General features: G+C 61.0%; 12 protein-coding genes and 1 pseudogene. 2 read left to right on the forward strand and 11 right to left on the reverse strand.

Annotated features, from left to right (window positions below; genetic code table 11):
- Positions 1–6 precede the first annotated feature (6 nt).
- From ACWPW0_RS10020 to ACWPW0_RS10070, 11 genes and pseudogenes are all read right to left on the reverse strand, one after another.
- Positions 7–1,515: a sigma-54 interaction domain-containing protein gene (locus ACWPW0_RS10020; protein WP_454255239.1), complete on the reverse strand. Its 1,509-nt coding sequence runs from the start codon at positions 1,513–1,515 to the stop codon at positions 7–9.
- A gap of 10 nt (positions 1,516–1,525) precedes the next feature.
- Entirely contained in the window at positions 1,526–4,111 is a 2,586-nt protein-coding gene (gene tssH, locus ACWPW0_RS10025) for a type VI secretion system ATPase TssH (protein WP_454255240.1), read from the reverse strand.
- A gap of 13 nt (positions 4,112–4,124) precedes the next feature.
- Entirely contained in the window at positions 4,125–5,132 is a 1,008-nt protein-coding gene (tssG, locus tag ACWPW0_RS10030) for a type VI secretion system baseplate subunit TssG (protein WP_454255241.1), read from the reverse strand.
- Positions 5,096–6,886, reverse strand: a complete 1,791-nt coding sequence (gene tssF / locus ACWPW0_RS10035; protein ID WP_454255242.1) for a type VI secretion system baseplate subunit TssF — start codon at positions 6,884–6,886, stop codon at positions 5,096–5,098. Before tssF ends, tssG begins: the two co-directional genes overlap by 37 nt.
- A 64-nt stretch (positions 6,887–6,950) precedes the next feature.
- Positions 6,951–7,220: pseudogene (locus tag ACWPW0_RS10040) on the reverse strand (PAAR domain-containing protein); the annotation flags it as partial.
- A gap of 13 nt (positions 7,221–7,233) precedes the next feature.
- Positions 7,234–7,638 carry a type VI secretion system baseplate subunit TssE gene (tssE, locus tag ACWPW0_RS10045; protein ID WP_454255243.1) on the reverse strand — a complete coding sequence of 135 codons (405 nt, stop codon included), beginning with the start codon at positions 7,636–7,638 and terminating at the stop codon, positions 7,234–7,236.
- A 6-nt stretch (positions 7,639–7,644) separates the two neighbouring features.
- Entirely contained in the window at positions 7,645–9,120 is a 1,476-nt protein-coding gene (tssC, locus tag ACWPW0_RS10050) for a type VI secretion system contractile sheath large subunit (RefSeq protein ID WP_447592141.1), read from the reverse strand.
- A 25-nt stretch (positions 9,121–9,145) separates the two neighbouring features.
- Positions 9,146–9,652 carry a type VI secretion system contractile sheath small subunit gene (gene tssB, locus ACWPW0_RS10055; RefSeq protein WP_447592139.1) on the reverse strand — a complete coding sequence of 169 codons (507 nt, stop codon included), beginning with the start codon at positions 9,650–9,652 and terminating at the stop codon, positions 9,146–9,148.
- 80 nt (positions 9,653–9,732) lie between these two features.
- On the reverse strand, positions 9,733–11,295 hold the full coding sequence (gene tssA / locus ACWPW0_RS10060) for a type VI secretion system protein TssA (RefSeq protein ID WP_454255244.1): 1,563 nt from the start codon (positions 11,293–11,295) through the stop codon (positions 9,733–9,735).
- Between the two features lie 426 nt (positions 11,296–11,721).
- On the reverse strand, positions 11,722–12,426 hold the full coding sequence (locus ACWPW0_RS10065) for a YoaK family protein (protein ID WP_454255245.1): 705 nt from the start codon (positions 12,424–12,426) through the stop codon (positions 11,722–11,724).
- Positions 12,426–12,656 carry a hypothetical protein gene (locus tag ACWPW0_RS10070; protein WP_447592134.1) on the reverse strand — a complete coding sequence of 77 codons (231 nt, stop codon included), beginning with the start codon at positions 12,654–12,656 and terminating at the stop codon, positions 12,426–12,428. The genes ACWPW0_RS10065 and ACWPW0_RS10070 overlap by 1 nt, the downstream gene beginning before the upstream one ends.
- A 219-nt stretch (positions 12,657–12,875) precedes the next feature.
- On the opposite strand from ACWPW0_RS10070, the gene pqqF reads away from it, so the two are divergent.
- Positions 12,876–15,290, forward strand: coding sequence for a pyrroloquinoline quinone biosynthesis protein PqqF (gene pqqF, locus ACWPW0_RS10075; protein ID WP_454255246.1), 2,415 nt, complete (start codon positions 12,876–12,878; stop codon positions 15,288–15,290).
- Positions 15,291–15,682: 392 nt separating this feature from the next.
- Positions 15,683–16,879 carry a porin gene (locus tag ACWPW0_RS10080; protein WP_454255247.1) on the forward strand — a complete coding sequence of 399 codons (1,197 nt, stop codon included), beginning with the start codon at positions 15,683–15,685 and terminating at the stop codon, positions 16,877–16,879.
- The last annotated feature ends 51 nt before the right edge of the window (positions 16,880–16,930 follow it).

Here is a 16,930-nt window from a genome sequence, read left to right on the forward strand (position 1 = left end):
GCTCATTCATACGTCAGCCGGGCTGATACTCAGCCGCTGCATGCGATACAGCAGGGTGCGGCGGGGAAGGCCCAGCTCATTGGCAGCGCTGGTCTGGTTGCCACGATTCTTGCGCAAGCAGTCGAGCAGCAGGCTGCGTTCGACTCGTTCCATGCGTTCGCGCAGGTTCATGCTGTTGTCGTCGCGGGAGAGGCCGTGACGCAGGTCGAAGTGTTCGGGCAGCAGTTCGCCCCCTTCGCAGAGCAGGACGGCACGCTCGACCAGGCCCTTGAGCTCGCGGACGTTGCCGGGGAAGGAGTAGCACGCCAGGTGATCCAATGTGCTATCGGCCCAGCGGCACAGATTGCGCTGCAGGAAGACACTGGCTTTGTCGGCGAAATAGCGGGCCAGGGTGAGGATGTCTTCACCACGCTCACGCAGGGCGGGTAGTTCGATGGGGAACTGGGCCAGGCGATAGAACAGGTCTTCGCGGAAACGACCTTCTTCTACCAGGCTGCGCAGATTGTGATGGGTGGCTGCGACGATGCGGACATCGACCTTGTGCGTTGCGGTGGAGCCCAGTGGCCGCACTTCGCCTTCCTGCAGTACGCGCAGCAGTTTGGCTTGCAGGCTCAGGGGCATATCGCCAATTTCATCGAGGAACAGGGTGCCTTCATGGGCCGCATCGAACAGCCCTCGGTGGTCGCGGTCGGCGCCGCTGAAGGCCCCTTTGCGGTAACCGAACAGCTCACTCTCCAGCAGGCTTTCCGGTAGCGAGGCGCAGTTCTGCACGATGAAGGGTTTGCTGCGGCGCAAACCGCAGTCGTGAATGGCGCGCGCGACCAGTTCCTTGCCAGTGCCTGTTTCGCCTGCCAGCAGCACGCTGACCGGGTTGTGCAGCACTTTGCCGATGAGCCGGTAAACGGCATGCATGGGCGGGCTTTCGCCAATCAGGCCATAGCCACTGGCACAGGGTGTGATTGTGTTGAGGGATTGCTCCGCTTGGGGGGAATGCAGGCGTTGCAGGAGGTGCAACTGGGCGATGACGAAGCTGCCCAGTTGCCCCAGTGAACCGGCGAAACCCTGGAGGTCGCGTGGTTTATGGCTGGCGATCAGTAACAGGCCGTTGACGCTTTTCTGCTCGTCGAGCAAGGGCTGGCACAACAGGCTGCGCCATGCTTGCCGAGTCTCGGGCAGGAAGCTGGTCTGATGCAGGGTCGTATCCAGCTCGCAGATGCTGAGCGTCTGGTTCTGGCACAGGCAGTACTGCAACAGTTGCTCGCCGTCATAGTCACTTGGCAAGCTGGACTCCGTTCGCGGTTGCAGCAGGCCGCCTTGCCATTCGGCGGAGAGGGTCAGACGAGTATGAGTGCTGTCCAGCAGGTACAGTTGGCTCAGCTCGCAACCTGACAGGTTTGCCGCGCTGTTCACCAACCCGCCCAGCAAGACTTTGCCATTGGCGGCGCGTGCCAGTGTGGCGAAGTGTTGCAGGAGCGCTTCGGCATAGCGCAAGGGCTGCGGTACCTGGCTGAACATGGGCGACACGTTAAGCGAACTCACAGCACACCGTCCCTTCGCCGTTCAACGTGGCGTGTACGCGTTGCAGGTGTTCGCCACTGGCCATGGCGTCGAGCAGACGATCAACCACCAGGGGTTGCAGATGCTGGTCGATCAGATGGTCGATCAGGCGGGCACCACTGTCACTGTGGGTGCAGCGCTCCACCAACGCGTTCAGCAGTGCGGAGCAGTGGCTGAATTGCAACTGCCGGCGCTGTAGGCGTTCACCGAAGCGCGCAAGCTTGAGGCCAACCAGTTCGCTGAGAATGTTCCCGGCGATGGGGTAGTAGGGTACGACTCGCATGCGCCCCAGGAGCGCCGGCTTGAAGTGCTGGGCCAGGGTTGGGCGAATGGCCTGCTCCAGATCCTCCGCAGCCGGGCGCTGACCATCCAGGCAGAGATGAGCGATGCGTTCGCTGGCGAGGTTGCTGGTCATCAGGATCAGGGTGTTGCGGAAGTTGATCTCACGGCCTTCACCGTCGTTGGCCACGCCTTTGTCGAAGATCTGATAGAAGACGTTCATCACCTCGGGGTCGGCCTTTTCCACTTCATCCAGCAGCACGACCGAATAGGGCTTTTGCCGGACTGCCTCGGTGAGCATGCCGCCCTCGCCATAGCCGACATAGCCGGGCGGCGCACCAATCAGGCGGGAGACGCTGTGCTTCTCCTGGAATTCAGACATGTTGATGGTGGTGAGAAAACGTTCGCCGCCGTACAGCAGGTCGGCCAGGGCCAGGGCGGTTTCGGTCTTGCCGACACCGCTGGGGCCGACCAGCAGGAATACGCCGACCGGTGCATCGCTACGGTTAAGGCCAGCCGCGGTAGCCCGCATGGCACGGTCCAGCGCGATGATCGCTTGCTCCTGGCCGCGTACGCGCTGGCGCAGGTCGTTGGCGAAGGTCAGGACCTTGCTGTTGTGTTCGCGGGCCAGTTGGCTCAGCGGCACGCCAGTCCAGTGACTGATGACCTCGGCGACCAGGCGCGGGCAAACTTCAAAGCTGACCAGGCGTTCCTGAGCCTGGCAGTCGAGCAGTTCGGCTTGGACGCTGCGTAGCTCGTTTTCCAGTTGTTGCAGATCTGCCGGGAGCGCGTCAGCAGCTTGTCGTGCGGTGGCGCATTGTTTGCGCAGGTCGAGCAGGCGTTCGGCCAGCAGGCGTTGTTTCTGCCAGCGGGTTTCGATCTGCTCCAATTCAGCGCGAGCCTGGCTGAGGCGGGTGGTCAGTTGCTCCAGCGCGCTTTCGTCGATGGCCAGACCGGCTTCGCGATCGCGCTCCATGGCCGCGTGCTGACGTTCACCTTCGGCGATCTCACCACGTACGGCTTCCAGTGCCTGTGGCGCTGCAGCCAGGCTGATACGGACACGGGCGCAAGCGGTGTCCAATACATCCACGGCCTTGTCCGGCAGTTGGCGGCCCGCCAGGTAGCGGGCGGAGAGTTCGGCGGCCGCGACCACCGCATCGTCGCGCAGATAGATGCCATGGCTCTTTTCGTAGACCGGGGCGAGGCCGCGTAAGATGGTGACGGCTTCTTCGACAGTCGGTTCATGCAGTTGCACCGGCTGGAAACGCCGAGTCAGGGCGGGATCTTTCTCGAAGTACTTCTTGTATTCGCTCCAGGTGGTTGCGGCGATGGTGCGCAATTCGCCCCGGGCCAATGCTGGCTTGAGCAGATTGGCCGCATCGCCGCTGCCGGCCTGGCCACCTGCACCGATCAGCGTGTGCGCCTCGTCGATGAACAGGATGATGGGCTTTGGCGAGCCTTTGACTTCATCGATCACGCCCTGCAGGCGGCGTTCGAACTCACCTTTGATACTGGCGCCGGCCTGCAGCAGTCCGAGATCGAGGCAGAGCAGTTCTACACCCTTGAGGGCATCTGGCACTTCACCGCTGGCGATGCGCAGGGCCAGGCCTTCGACGATAGCGGTCTTGCCGACACCGGCTTCGCCTACCACGATCGGATTGCTTTTGCGCCGACGGGCGAGGATGTCGATCATCTGGCGGATCGCTGCATCGCGGCACAGTACGGGGTCGAGTTTGCCGTCGCGGGCCTGTTGCGTGAAGTTATGGGTGAAGCGCGTGAGGTTGGACTCACCACCAGAGGCAGGTTGGCCTGGTGCCGCCTGGGGTTGCCGAGCCATGGCGAAGTCGCGCAAGCGCTCAGCGTTCAGCCGGGCCAGCAGTGGTTGGTAGTGGCTGCCGGCGTAGCGCAGCGGGTTGCGCAGCAAGGCGAGGATCAGTGCAGCCTGGTCGACCTGGTTCTGGCCGAGCTCAAGGTTGGCCACCAGCAAGGCATCCTGCAGCCACTGCACCAGCTCGGTGGCGAATACCGGGTTGCGCGATTCGCTGTGTTCCCCTCGTGGCTGTAACGCTTGGGCTAGCTCGCCGGCGTCCACCTCGGCATCCTGCAGGGCGCGGGCCAGCAGCCCATCACGGCGCTCCAGCAGGCCGAGCAAAAGATCCTCGACCAGAATCTTGCTGCCACCCCGCACGACGCAGCGTTCGGCGGCGCTTTCCAGGTCCTGCTTGGTCGTGGCGTCGAGGGCCTGTACCAGTTGTTGCAGATCGACATTGATCATCGTTCATCAGTCCTTAATGAGTCTTGCTGCCCAGCGTGACAATGCCATCGGCATGGTTCTGCCCGAGCCAGGTCGTCCATCCCAGCAGGCAGGGGTTTTCAGCGCCCAGGCGCAGTTGGCGAATCTCGTCCTGGCGCAGTTCCAGGCGGATGTCGTAATCCAGTGGGTCGCGTAGGGTGAATCGCACCAGAGCACACAACGGCTGGTAACCGCTGCCGATTGGCAGGAATTCATGAAACCGTGCCCAGTCCAGTTGCAGTACATGAATGCGGAACTTGCCGCCGCGGTCGCGCACCCGTTCACCGAGAACCAGGCTCTCGCCCAACTGGCTGTTCGCCAGGCCCAGGCGGTTACGCTGCTCGCCCAGAATCTCGACCTGGCGCTCCATGCATTGCTCGATATGCAGATCAGCGTGCTTGAAGTAGTAGCGCAGGACCGACTCGATCAGTGCCGCCGAATGCGCTCGCAGGCTGAGCAGGCCGAGGTAGGGAAGGAGTCGTTTCCAGTTCAGCTCCTTGGCCTGACGGATCGCCTTGCCGCCCAAGCCGATCAGGGCGAACAACTGCTCGGAAAACGGGTCACTGGCCCCGCTGGAGAACCGTGCGTGATAGCGATACTTCTGCCAGGTGGGTAACAGGAGGCGTTGCAGGCGGTTGTTGAACAGGTCGAGGAAGTCCCGTGTCGGGTTGCCATCCTCACTGTCACCCAGGGCTTGCTCCCCATAGAAGGCCGGCAGGGGCGAGCCGGCGCCGAACAGACTGACCAGGTTGATACGCATGCTGGCGCGGGTTTCCCCGTGCTCCTCGAAGAACTGCACGCGGTCGATATCACTACCGGGAAAACCCAGGCTCGGGTTGGCCTGCAGCTCCAGACGCTGATACAGCGCCTCCTCATCCAGCTCGGGATGGGCGGCCTGCAGACGTTCCAACACCAGCTGTACACCCTGGAACAGGCTGTACTCGCGGATGCCTCGGCTGAGCCGATTCAGAGCAGGGGCTGTTGCCCCATACGTGGCGTCCATTGGTACACCTCTCCTTGTGTACTGAGTACGCGCAGCTCGTGATACGAGTTCAAGCTGGCATACAGGGCGAAAAATTCATTGAGCACCGAGGCGAACACAAACAGGTCGCCTTCGCCGACATAACCTTCCGGGTTGATGGTCAGCTCGGTGCGCACACCACGAACCGGCAGGCCGCGGTGCAGGCGGTCGACATGCTGGTGGCCGATGTTCTTCAGGCCATCGAGCAGTCGGCGGCTGACTTTCTCGGCATGCTGGTCGTAGTGACGTGGCAAGTCGTAAGTTTCCAGAATCACCTTGAGCGCATCGACGTTGGCCAGCGACAGGTAGTTCAGCGACATGTTGCTGATCAGCTTCCACAGGAAATCGCGATGCAGCGGTGGGGCATAGCTGGGCGTGACTGCACTGATATTGCGGAAACTGAGAAACTCCGGGGTGTCTTCGCTGGGCATGCAGATATCGCCGAGTCCGAGTTGTCGTGGCAGATTCTGGTTGGTGCAGGTCAGCTCGATAGACAGGGTCTCGTGCTGGTCAAGATTGCGCAGGCCGAAGCTCAGGTAAGTCTCCAGCCCATCTCCGATCAGCGAGGGACGCTGGCGTACGCTGTAATGCGGGCGTGCGCGGGGCACGTCGAAGCTGGGGTCATGCTCGAAGGATTCGAACGGCACGTATTCTTCGTAGCCTTGGCCACCCGGTTTCCAGCCGGTGACACGATTCACCGAGAACACGCCGCAGTGCTGCGAATCGAATTCGGCGGGCAGCAGCAGATAGTGATCCTGTTTACCGTCCAGGCGAATGGGCACGGCGTCGTGCTCGAACAGATTGACTACCGGGGTGCAATACAAACGCACGTTATCCAGAGTCGGGCGGATACGTTGCACCCCGGCCTTGTGGATATCGAAGCGCAGTTCCAGGCCACGCGCCAGGCTGAGTTGTTCTTGCGGGATACGGTGCAGAGCATCCAGGCCGAGGATATCCACGAACAGGAACTTGTCCTGAAAGGCGAAGTACTCCTGCAGGTAGCGATAGCCGCGAAAGGTATTGAGCGGATAGGGGATCAGCGCTTCGTCTTCGGCAAAGCCTACCGGCTGCACCTTGCTACTGGGCAGTTGCAATGCTGGCAACAGGTTGCCCTGCGTGTCACGTAGCGGTTTGCCGCTGTCGTCCAGAAGCACCAGCTGAATGCTGCCCAGATGACGCAGCAGGCTCAGGTACAGCAGTTGACTGATATAGCGCTCGCCAGACAGGTGCAGGCGTAACTGCTTGAGGTCAATCTCCCCGAGATGGCCATTGGCGCTCATGGTCAGGCGCAGGCTCAGCAGGGCACCATCACCCTTCACCGAGTAGTCCAGGCCATCGAGTGCCAACGGTAGTACATCGGTGGCGAAGGCTGTACGGAAGCGGCAGGTAACGCCCTGGATTGGCTTGGATTCCACCGGTGTGTTACGTGGCACTCGCAAGGCAGGGCCAGGCCGTTGCAGCGGGTCGAACTGCAGCATGCTGAAGGCCGGTAGCGGGCGCATGTAATTCGGCCACAGCAGGTGCATCAGCGAGTGGGTCAGCTCCGGCAGCTCGTCATCTAGCTTCTGCCGCAGTCGGCCGGTGAGAAAGGCGAACCCTTCCAGCAACCGCTCGACGTCCGGGTCACGCCCGGCCTGCCCGAGGAACGGTGCCAGCGCCGGGCTACGCTCGGCAAAGCGCTTGCCGAGGTGGCGCAGGGCGGTCAGTTCGCTCTGGTAGTAGTGATTGAAAGACATGTGGTTCGCTCATCCATGGGCGTAATGCAAAGGGCACAAGTGCTGTCAGAAAGTCTGGTCAGCCACCAATCAGAACCGTTCCCGAGCCAGACACCACGGTATTGCCATGACTGCCCACACTGCCGACCACTGCCGCTGGTTTGCCGTTGATCAGTACCGTGGGGATGACCGCTCCGGCCATGGCGCCACCGCAGCCGGAGGCATCACCCTGGCGTGCGGCGGGCAAGCCATCGAACAGTACGTCTGGCGAGCCGGCGGCGAGCGGGTTGGTGCCGTGGCCGGGCAATGGGCAGGCGGTGGGGTCGCCGAGGCGGGCTGCGGGTTTACCGGACATCCGTTGTCACTCCTCAATGAACGTTCACTTGTCCGCTGCCATCCAGGCTTGCGGAGAAACTCACTTGGCGCTTGAACCCCTCGACCTCCAGCAGCCCTTCAATGGCGAAGGACAGGCTGAGCGTATTATGTTCGCGGGGCAGGGAGATCACTTTCACCTGACTCAAGCGAGGCTCGTACGCTTCGATAAAGCGTTCGATGGCGACACGCGCCTGCTGCAACGAGTCGTGCAGCGACAGGCGCATATCGTTCAAATCGGGCAACCCGTAGTCGGGCAGCGTTTGCACGCTGCCCGCCCGGGTGCTGAGCATTTTTGCCAGATGGGCAGCCACCGACGCCATGGCGGCGGCTTCAAAACTCCAACCAGTGCGCTGGCTGGCGTCACCACCGAGGCGTTCGAACAGGCTGCCGTAGCTCACGGGTTGTTACTCCTTGTCCAGCTTGCCGACCAGCGACAGGGTGAAGTCGGCGCCCATGTACTTGAAGTGCGGACGCACGTTGAGGCTGACGCGGTACCAGCCTGGCTCGCCCTCGACATCACTGACGATGACCTGGGCGGCGCGCAGCGGGCGACGGCTGCGGACTTCGGAGCTGGGGTTTTCCTGGTCGGCGACGAACTGGCGGATCCACTTGTTGAGTTCCAGCTCAAGGTCGGTGCGTTCCTTCCAGGCACCGATCTGCTCGCGCTGCAGCACTTTCAGGTAGTGGGCCAGGCGGTTGATGATGAACATGTACGGCAATTGGGTGCCGAGTTTGTAGTTCAGTTCCGCGGTCTTGCCTTCTTCGCTGATGCCGAAGAACTTCGGCTTTTGTGCCGAGTTGGCCGAGAAGAATGCCGCGTTGTCACTGCCCTTGCGCATGGTCAGGGCGATGAAACCTTCTTCAGCCAGCTCGTATTCGCGACGATCGGAGACCAGTACTTCGGTCGGGATCTTGGTTTCGATCTCGCCCATGCTTTCGAAGTGATGCAGGGGCAGGTCTTCCACCGCACCACCGCTCTGCGGGCCGATGATATTCGGGCACCAGCGGAACTTGGCGAAGCTGTCGGTCAGGCGGCTGGCGAAGGTGTAGGCGGTGTTGCCCCACAGGTAGTGCTCGTGGCTGTTGGCGACGTTTTCCTTGTAGACGAAGGTCTTCACCGGGTTGTCTTCCGGGTCGTACGGGTTGCGCAGCAGGAAGCGCGGCACGGTGAGGCCCACGTAACGGGCGTCTTCTTGCTCACGGAAGCTCTGCCATTTGGCGAATTGCGGGCCTTCGAAGTGGTCCTTGAGGTCTTTCAGGTCCGGCAGGCCGGTGAAGCTTTCCAGGCCGAAGAACTTGGGGCCGGCAGCGGCGATGAAGGGCGCATGGGACATGCTGGCGACGCTGGCAACGTATTGCAGGGTCTTGATGTCCGGGGCGCTTGGGTCGAAGAAGTAGTTGGCGATCAGCGCGCCGACCGGCTGGCCACCGAACTGGCCGTATTCGGCGGTGTAGATGTGTTTGTACAGGCCGGACTGGACGATTTCCGGGCTGTCCTCGAAGTCATCGAGCAGGTCTTGCTTGGAGGCGTTGATGATCTCCAGCTTGATGTTCTCGCGGAAGTTGGTGCGGTCTACCAGGAGCTTGAGGCCGCGCCAGGAGGACTCCAGGGCTTGGAATTCGGCGTTGTGCAGGATCTCGTCCATCTGCCGGCTGAGCTTGGCGTCGATCTGCGCGATCATGCGATCGACCATGGCCTTCTTGACCGGCTCGTTCTGGTTGTCCGGCTTCAGCAACTCTTCGATGAAGGCCGACACGCCACGTTTGGCGATGTCATAGGCTTCGTCGTCCGGGGTCAGTTTGGTTTCGGCGATGATGCGGTCGAGAATGCCGAGTTCGGCGGCGCTACGGCCGTTTTCCACTGCTGCACTAGTGCTCATGAATTAGCTTCCTTGTTAATTGAGATCAGGAGTCCAGCTTGCCCTGGGCAGCCAGGCCGAGTTCACCGAGTACGCGGTCACGCGAGTCATCGTCGGCAAGTACGCTCTCGATTGCCTTGCGGAAGGCCGGGGCGTTGCCCAGTGGGCCTTTCAGGGCGACCAGCGCGTCCCGCAGTTCCATCAGCTTTTTCAGCTCGGGAACCTGCTCGACCAGGTTGGCGGGGTTGAAGTCCTTCATCGAGTTGATGCGCAGCTGCACGGCGAGGTCGTCGTCGCTGGCTTCGTCGAGCAGGCGGTTAGGAACGCCGAAGGTGAGGTTGAGCTCCTGCTTGGCCAACACCTCGTCGAAACTGTTCTTGTCGATGCTGATCGGCTTGCGATCTTCGATCTTGCGCTCGTCGGCACGCTGGGTGAAGTCACCGAGTACCATCAGTTTCAGCGGCAGTTCGATTTCTTCCTGAGCGCCGCCCGTGGCGGGTTTGAACGTGACGTTGATGCGTTCCTTGGGGGCTACCGAGCCTTCTTTGGCCATGGTCTTTCTCCTTTATGGTGATGGCCCGAGGGCCTAGAGACATGTGCAGGTCAAGGCGGATTCCCGTGACCTGACACGCCTTATTCCAGTACCACTTCAAGATCGAGGTGGCACAACCTGCGATAGATCTCCTCCTTGCATTCGCGGACGGCATGGTTCTGCGGTAGCAGCTCGCAACAGCTGTGCAGCATGCGCAGGACGTCGAGGACGAGATCAGGTTCCCAGTTGCCCATGCCATTGGCCTGCAGCAGCTGGTCGAGTGATTCGAGTTGGGTCTTGGCCAGTTCGTATTTCTTGGCGCTGTAGCACAGGCGCGCCATCGTCAGTTGCCAGAAGAACCGCTCACGGCCACTGCGAGCACTGCTCAGGCCGGATTTGAGTTGCTGTACGGCGGACTTCAAGCCTTCCTTGCGCAGGGTGGGCAGCGCATCCTGCAGGGCGCAGTCCCAGGCCGGCTGAGTGCCTTGAGTCGGTGTTGGCGTGGCGTTTTCGGTCTTTTCCGGCTGGACGTGGGGCATCACATGAGAGCTGAGCCAGGCGCGTGTCTGCGCATCGGCGAAGGCACTGCCGTCATGGAAGCGCAGTTCTTCCAGGCCACTCATGCGTTGCATGAACAGCGCCAGTTGAATTTCCACTTCACGCATGGCTTGTTCAGCGGCCAGTTCCTGCAGGCATTGCCAGACCAGGTGCTGGCCATCGAGCCAGAAGGGCGAGCGGGCGATGCTGGCTTCCAGGTCAACCAGCAGGTCTGCGTACTGACCTTGCAGGTAGCGCTCCTGATAGCTGGTCAGTTTGTCGACAGGCACGCCACGCAAGGCGGTGATCTGCTCACTGTTTCGTTCCGGCAGGCTATCGATCGGCAGCCAGAGCAGGGTGCGTGCGAGGCGCAAGGCACGAAGATCGCTGGCTTTCTGCTTGAGCCAGTAGGCACAGAGAGGGCGGACTTGATCCTGCAAGCTGCGCAGGCTTTTGTGGGCTTCCTTCTCGTTCTCGATAGGACTGCCAGGTGTGAGTATCTGGCTGGCAGCCTGCTTGACCTGGGCAATTGCAGCGCCCACCGAGCCGGGCTCCGGCTGGCCTTGGCTGGCCCGTTTTACCAGCTCATCAAGGCGCCGGCACAGTGGTAGCAGCAAGGGCGCTTCCTCGCCCAGATGCCCAGCCAGGCAACCCTCCAGTGTCCGCAATTGCTCGGCGAGGGCACGGAACAGTGCCAGTTGTTCGCCCATGGGGACGTGGTCGGCAAGTGCCTGTTCCAGGCGTGGGATCAGCCAGCTGATAGCCGCAGCACGGGTGCGTGGTTTGCGTGGATGCAGTTCGGCCCAGTGATTGAGGCAGAGGTGGTGCAGCAGGCCGAAGCCGGCTTGCAGTCCAGCGAAGGATTCGCGCTGGTACAGCCCCCAGATCAACCAGGCAGCAACCCGTAGATCCTTGGAGTGAGAACGCAGCAGCGTTTCGCTGTTTTCGCGGATTTTCTGCCAGTCGATAGCGCCTGTTTCATGCAGAGCCGTGGCTTTGCCGAGCTCGCCCTCAAGTACTTCATATTCAGAAGAATAACGGACATCTGTACCCGCGAAGTTCCCCTGTTCAATAGGAGTACTGGCCAGTTCCAGATAATGAGCGGTGAGCTTGCTTGAATAGGTCATTCCATGACTCTGTTATAGAAGCCTGTAACTTTCGATAAACGCGGCTCGGCATCATGCAGGCCCTTGTTTAAAGAAAGGTGCGCAAAAAGTTGCGCACTAAGATGTGCAATTAATTGCGCATCCCTTAGAGAGGAGCGCATCCTAGACCCTTGATGGATAAGGGGGCAAGCCAAAAAAGTGTGAGGTGTTTAACAGTGGGGGATATTAATTGCGACGAGGGTTTTAATAATGATTTCTGAATCTTGTTGCTTGGGTCAGGTAAATAAACGCTATTCAGTACAGTGCTGGATGTTAGGTGAGAAGGTGTTTGTCATTTATTCTGGACATGAATAAATAATATTATTTACATCGTTATTTCCGAGGTTGTTTTTTTACGTGGGTGTTGGTGCGCCAGTTCCATGGAGCCCAACCACGCGCTATGAAGCGCTAGCGCAATCTATAGCCCATCTGCCAACGAGGAGGGATGCTCAGGGCGATCACTCCCAGGATGGCAGCGAGCAAGGCACTCACCAACAGGGCGCGGATACCCAGGTGTATTTCGAGCAAGGCACCCAGAATGGCGCCCACCAGCATGCCGGCCCAGGGGATCAACTGCACGCGCCAGCCATCCTTTCGTTCACCCAGTATCCAGCGACCCAGGCCACGGCCGAAGCGCGACAGTGCGCCGGTTACATAGGTGAGCCCGACAGGTAGGCCGTTGACCTGTTCGACCACGGCATTGAGCATGCCCATGGCGATCACGGCCAGGATAAGCGTGGCAAACGTGGATGCCAGGGGGAGAGCCGCGCCGATACAGAGCAGGGTGGCCACGGCGAGCATCAGAGGCAGGGCGCGACGGCCACCCAGGCGCCCGAGAATTACGCCTGCTGCGTTACCCACGATGAACGCCATGACCACGACAGTGAGGCGCAGTACCAGCGTCAGATCGCCTTCACTGATAGCAATGGCCAGTCGCGTGGTGTTACCACTCATGAACGAGACGAAGTCCCCGGTAGCCATGAAGCCGATCGCGTCGGTCATGCCTGCCAGGACTGACAGGCCCGCCACCAAGCCCAGGCCGATACGGCCACGCAATACGCGAATGCGCTGGCGGCGAGGGCTGTGTGGAGCGTGGTGAAGGGTAGGCAGCATCAGGATTCAGCTTTGCCACGTACGATGCGCCCGGCCCGGATCTCATCGGTGTAGGCCTTGAGCAGGTCGGCATCGCGGTACAGCCGGTTCATCAGGTGCAGCACGGCCACGACATCCACGCCCTTGATCTGCTCGGCCAGGCGGCTGATTTCACTGGCTGTACGTTCCAGATTGACGGCGATGCCGTTGAGGTCGCGTTTCAGCTCTTGCGATGATTTTTTCATTCCCATGGAGATACACAGTGCCTCTGTCAAAAGGTTGAAGTGAGCCTGCAGCGGTCCAGGCGCATGCCCCAAGTATGTGGCATTACAGCCCGGCGGGTATTGAGCCATGTCGCCTGTCCCCATACTGCCTGAATCAGACTGCTAGAGCCTCTGCTGCCAAAGGACTATTGCCAGCTTGTGGTGCAGGGCTGAATCTAGCGGTCATCAAGGTATGAGGAGTACTCCGTGCTGGCGTCAGGCGAGCAGGTCCATCGCGAACGGTTGGGTGCCGGGTTAGAGCTGCTGTGGCTGCATGCGCCTCACAGCTTGCAGGCGGCGTTGGCGCTGGAGCTGGATGGCGGCAGCCATGATGAGCCAGCGGCTTATCCAGGCTTGGCGCATTTCCTTGAGCATATGGTGTTTCGCGGCAGCCGCGGTTATGCCGTGGGCGATGGCTTGATGAGCCATGTGCAGCAGGTGGGTGGCTCGGTCAATGCGAGTACGCGGGGCAGCCGCACGCTGTTTCATTTCCAGGTTGCCGAACAGGCATTGCTGAGTGCCAGTGAGCGGCTCTTCGATCAGTTGCTTGAGCCCTTGCTCGACCCAGCCCTGCAGCGTGCCGAGCGTGAAGTGATCGACGCCGAGTTTCACTTGCGCGCCACTGATCCTGACACGTTGATCGATGCAGCCGTTGGCACGGCGCTAGACAGTGCGCATGGTGCAGCGGGTTTCCATGCGGGCAACCGGGACAGCTTGCCGGTGGAGTCGGCGGATTTCCAGCAGGCCTTGCAGGCCTATCACCGGATGGTCTACCGGCAGGCAGCGGTTCGCCTGGTGGTCGTCAGTGCCGTACCGGCAGCTGAGGGGCTGCGCGCACTGCGGCCTTTATTGCAGCGAGCTGCGCAAGACCGCCAGTCGTGGCGATTGGCGCCGCCCCCAATCCTGGGTTTGGACTGCCCTCAAGCCTTGCACCTGAACATAAATGGTAGCTCGCTGCACCATGTGCTGGTGGTGGCTGTAGAGAGCCAGGCGCAGGGGGCTACCTGGCTGGTTGAACTGCTGAGGGACAACGCCTCGGAAAACCTGGCGGCCCGATTGCTGGAGGCTGGAATAGAAACCCGGATGCGCCTGCGAGTACTGCATGCGCAAGGGGAACAGGCGCTGCTGGCGTTCGATTTTTCCCTGTCACCTACCTGCTGGCCGCAGCGTGGTGCTTTGCGTGGCGTTTTGGTCGACTGGTTGCGAGCCTGTCAGTCTCATGTTCTTGATGAGGGGTGGCTGGCCCACATGCGTGAGGCGCAGCACTGGCAATGGCCACTGTGCAACGCCCTGGACAAGGCACAGTACCTGCTCGAGCGAATGGACTGTGCGGAACCGGTTTACTACGCCAGCTTCGCCGCCTGGCTGGCGTCCATCGAGGCGGGTCAGTGCCTGGAAATCAGTGTCGACGCGCGAGCAGTGAGCCAGCGCACAGTGCGTGGTTTCGAGTTGGCCCTGGAGCAAGCGCCACTGCCCTTCACTCAGCCCATAACACTCAGGCTGGGAGCTGCACCTTATCCACTGGATCGAGAGTGGCGCACAGCCCTGTCGCCACAGCTCTGGTCAGGAATGCATATCCGTCCGCAGTGGCGTGATCCAGCCGTGGCGGCGCTGTTTCTGCACTGGGTTGATGCCGCACCGTCGGCTGGCCGTTTGCGCGCCTTGCAGAGGCTGCTGTTGCCGTTGCAGCGCGAGGCGGAACGGATAGGGGTACAGCTCGATCTGTGTCAGTCCGGTGCTGCCTTGAACCTGCAGTTGCTCGGCAACGTGGCAGTCATGGCGGGCGTGTTGCAGCAGGCTTTGCCGTTATTGCAGGCGCCATGGCCAGAAGGCGTGGATGAGGCTTCGCCCAAGGTTGCGGGGATCGCCCTGCGTCAGTTGTTGCAGGCGCTGCCGGGTTTCCTGCATCCAGCCGATAGTCATCAGGTTCGGCAATTGCCTGGGCGCTGCTCCGGCCTGCTGCTTTGCCACGACGATGCATTGGCTGGCCAAGTCGGTGCGATATGTGCCACGCAGGCGTTGCAGGTGCAGGCCGTGGTGCCGGGCGAGGCGTCAGCGACGGCAACCGATCGGCGCTGGCAGCACCTGGCGTTGCCTGGCGCTGAGTGCGCACTGCTACTGTTTGTTGCCGCCCCGGTGGGCGTTATCGGCCAAGCGGCCTGGCGCCTGCTCGGCCAATGCCTGCCGGATGCCTTTCAGCGGCAGCTACGTGATGAACAACAACTGGGCTATGCGCTGTTCTGTGGCTATCGCCAGTTCGATGGCTGTGCCGGGCTGTTGTTTGCCGTGCAGTCGGCGCGTGCGGATGCGACTGCCATCTGGCAGGCACTGGATAGTTTTCTCCAGGCACAGGTAAGGCGCATAACCGAACTGACCCCTGCCGAGTGGCAGGTAATCGGTCAGCATCTGCGCAATCAGTTGCAAGGGGCGGGCAGTGGTTTGCACGACAGCGCGCAGACCCAGTACCACGCCTGGTTGTCCGGTCAGGTACAGGCTTATCCTCAAGCGCTGCTTGCGGCGCTTGATGCATTGACGCCTCTTGATCTGGCCGACTGGCTGGAGCACCTGCGCACGCGCAGTCCGCACCTGGTGCTGAGTAGCGCTGCCTGCCCCTGGGGCTGAGTAGTTTCTCTCTATATACCTGTCACTTCCTACGGTGTGGATGAGGTGTCCTCATCCAGTGGGCTCGTGCATGGTGGGTCGGTGAAACGGCGCTTTCCCTACACCGGCCCGGCGTAACGACTGCACGTTCCATCTCTTCTTTATCCGGGTGCCCATTGGGCGGCTGCCAGGTGCCTGCGCATCCTGCGCAAGTAGTGGGTAGCTGCCCTTGGGTGTACGACTTTCAGCTCGGAGGAAGTAGCGCTTTGGCGCCAGGACGGCGCAAGACCTCGGGTGTGCGCGCAAAGGACAGGGGCTTTGCACCCAAGGCAGCGTATGGCCGAAGGGGGTGGCTCCGAATAATCCCTCCGACGCGACTGCCCGGTCAGTCGCCCTATGCCTCGGAGAGCGCCATGAACAACAAAAAGATCGCCAACCTCAAGCTTTTGCCCTTTGCCATCGCCACCGCCCTGACCTGTGGCATGGTTCAGCAGGCCAGTGCCGAGATCGTGCTGTACGACAAGGATGACACCACCTTCTCCACCGACGGCTACGTGAACACCTTCTACGTACACAACAACGTCAAGAGCGATGACGACAGCCGTGATCGCAACCAGTCCCGCGTGAAGATGGGCTTCCTGCCCAACTACATTGGTTTCAATTTCGGCAAGCAGGTCGACGGCCTCAAGCTGGGCGCACGTGCTTCCTTCTGGGTCACCATCAACGACGGCGATGACAACGGCACTTCCACCGCCATCGACGTACGTCAGTTCTTCGGCACCATCTCTAGCCCTGAGTGGGGTGAGGTGTTGATCGGTAAGGACTTCGGCCTGTTCGCTCGCTCCAACATCTTCCTCGACGAACTGCTGGCCGGCTTCGGTAATGCCAGCGATACCCTGGCTCTGGTCGATGGCGGTGGCGTGTCCTTCGGCAACATCGGTACTGGCTACCCCTATGCCTTCCCGACTTCGCAGATCACCTACCGCAACAACAACCTGACCGAAGGCCTGCGAGTTGCCGTGGGTATCATGGATCCGGTGGATACCAACGACAGCAGTCCCTTGGGCAAGTCCTACCAGGATTCGCCTCGCTTCGAGAGCGAAGTCAGCTACCAGTTTGATCTGGGTGGCTCGGCTATCTACACCTGGCTGAACGGCACCTACCAGAACTCGAGCAACACTGACAGCGCTGTCAAGGATCTGGAAAGCCGTGGCCTGGGTTACGGTGTGCAGGCCAAGATGGGCGGCCTGTCGCTGACCGCTTCGGGCTTCCAGGCCAAGGGCGTGCACCCGTTCTTCAGCAACAACCTGACCAAGGCCAACCTGCGCGATATCGAAAGCGACGGCTACCTGCTGCAGGGTTCCTACAGCTTCGGCAAGAACCGTATTGCCCTGTCTTACGGCAAGACCAAGGATGACGGCAACAAGAGCAACGTGTTCAATACCGCTGCCGATTTCGAAACCCGTGGTATTGCCTACTTCCGTACCGTCAACGACAACCTGAAACTGGTTGCCGAGTACAACCTGTATGAGGTTGATGCTCATGACCGCAGTGTCCTGCCGAACGAGAAGACCAAGACCCTGGCCCTGGGTGCTGTGCTGAACTGGTAATCCAGCCCCTCGGGTAGACATCTGCCCGCGCACTTCTGGTGTTGCGCGGGC

This window comes from Pseudomonas sp. Marseille-Q8238 (assembly GCF_965111915.1).

Excerpts from the sequence above, each read along its gene's own strand:
- tssA (WP_454255244.1), bottom strand. The coding sequence starts at position 11,295 with ATGACCTATTCAAGCAAGCTCACCGCTCATTATCTGGAACTGGCCAGT.
- tssB (WP_447592139.1), bottom strand. The coding sequence starts at position 9,652 with ATGGCCAAAGAAGGCTCGGTAGCCCCCAAGGAACGCATCAACGTCACG.
- ACWPW0_RS10065 (WP_454255245.1), bottom strand. The coding sequence starts at position 12,426 with ATGCTGCCTACCCTTCACCACGCTCCACACAGCCCTCGCCGCCAGCGC.
- tssC (WP_447592141.1), bottom strand. The coding sequence starts at position 9,120 with ATGAGCACTAGTGCAGCAGTGGAAAACGGCCGTAGCGCCGCCGAACTC.
- tssH (WP_454255240.1), bottom strand. The coding sequence starts at position 4,111 with ATGATCAATGTCGATCTGCAACAACTGGTACAGGCCCTCGACGCCACG.
- ACWPW0_RS10070 (WP_447592134.1), bottom strand. The coding sequence starts at position 12,656 with ATGGGAATGAAAAAATCATCGCAAGAGCTGAAACGCGACCTCAACGGC.
- tssG (WP_454255241.1), bottom strand. The coding sequence starts at position 5,132 with ATGGACGCCACGTATGGGGCAACAGCCCCTGCTCTGAATCGGCTCAGC.
- tssF (WP_454255242.1), bottom strand. The coding sequence starts at position 6,886 with ATGTCTTTCAATCACTACTACCAGAGCGAACTGACCGCCCTGCGCCAC.
- ACWPW0_RS10020 (WP_454255239.1), bottom strand. The coding sequence starts at position 1,515 with ATGTTCAGCCAGGTACCGCAGCCCTTGCGCTATGCCGAAGCGCTCCTG.
- ACWPW0_RS10080 (WP_454255247.1), top strand. The coding sequence starts at position 15,683 with ATGAACAACAAAAAGATCGCCAACCTCAAGCTTTTGCCCTTTGCCATC.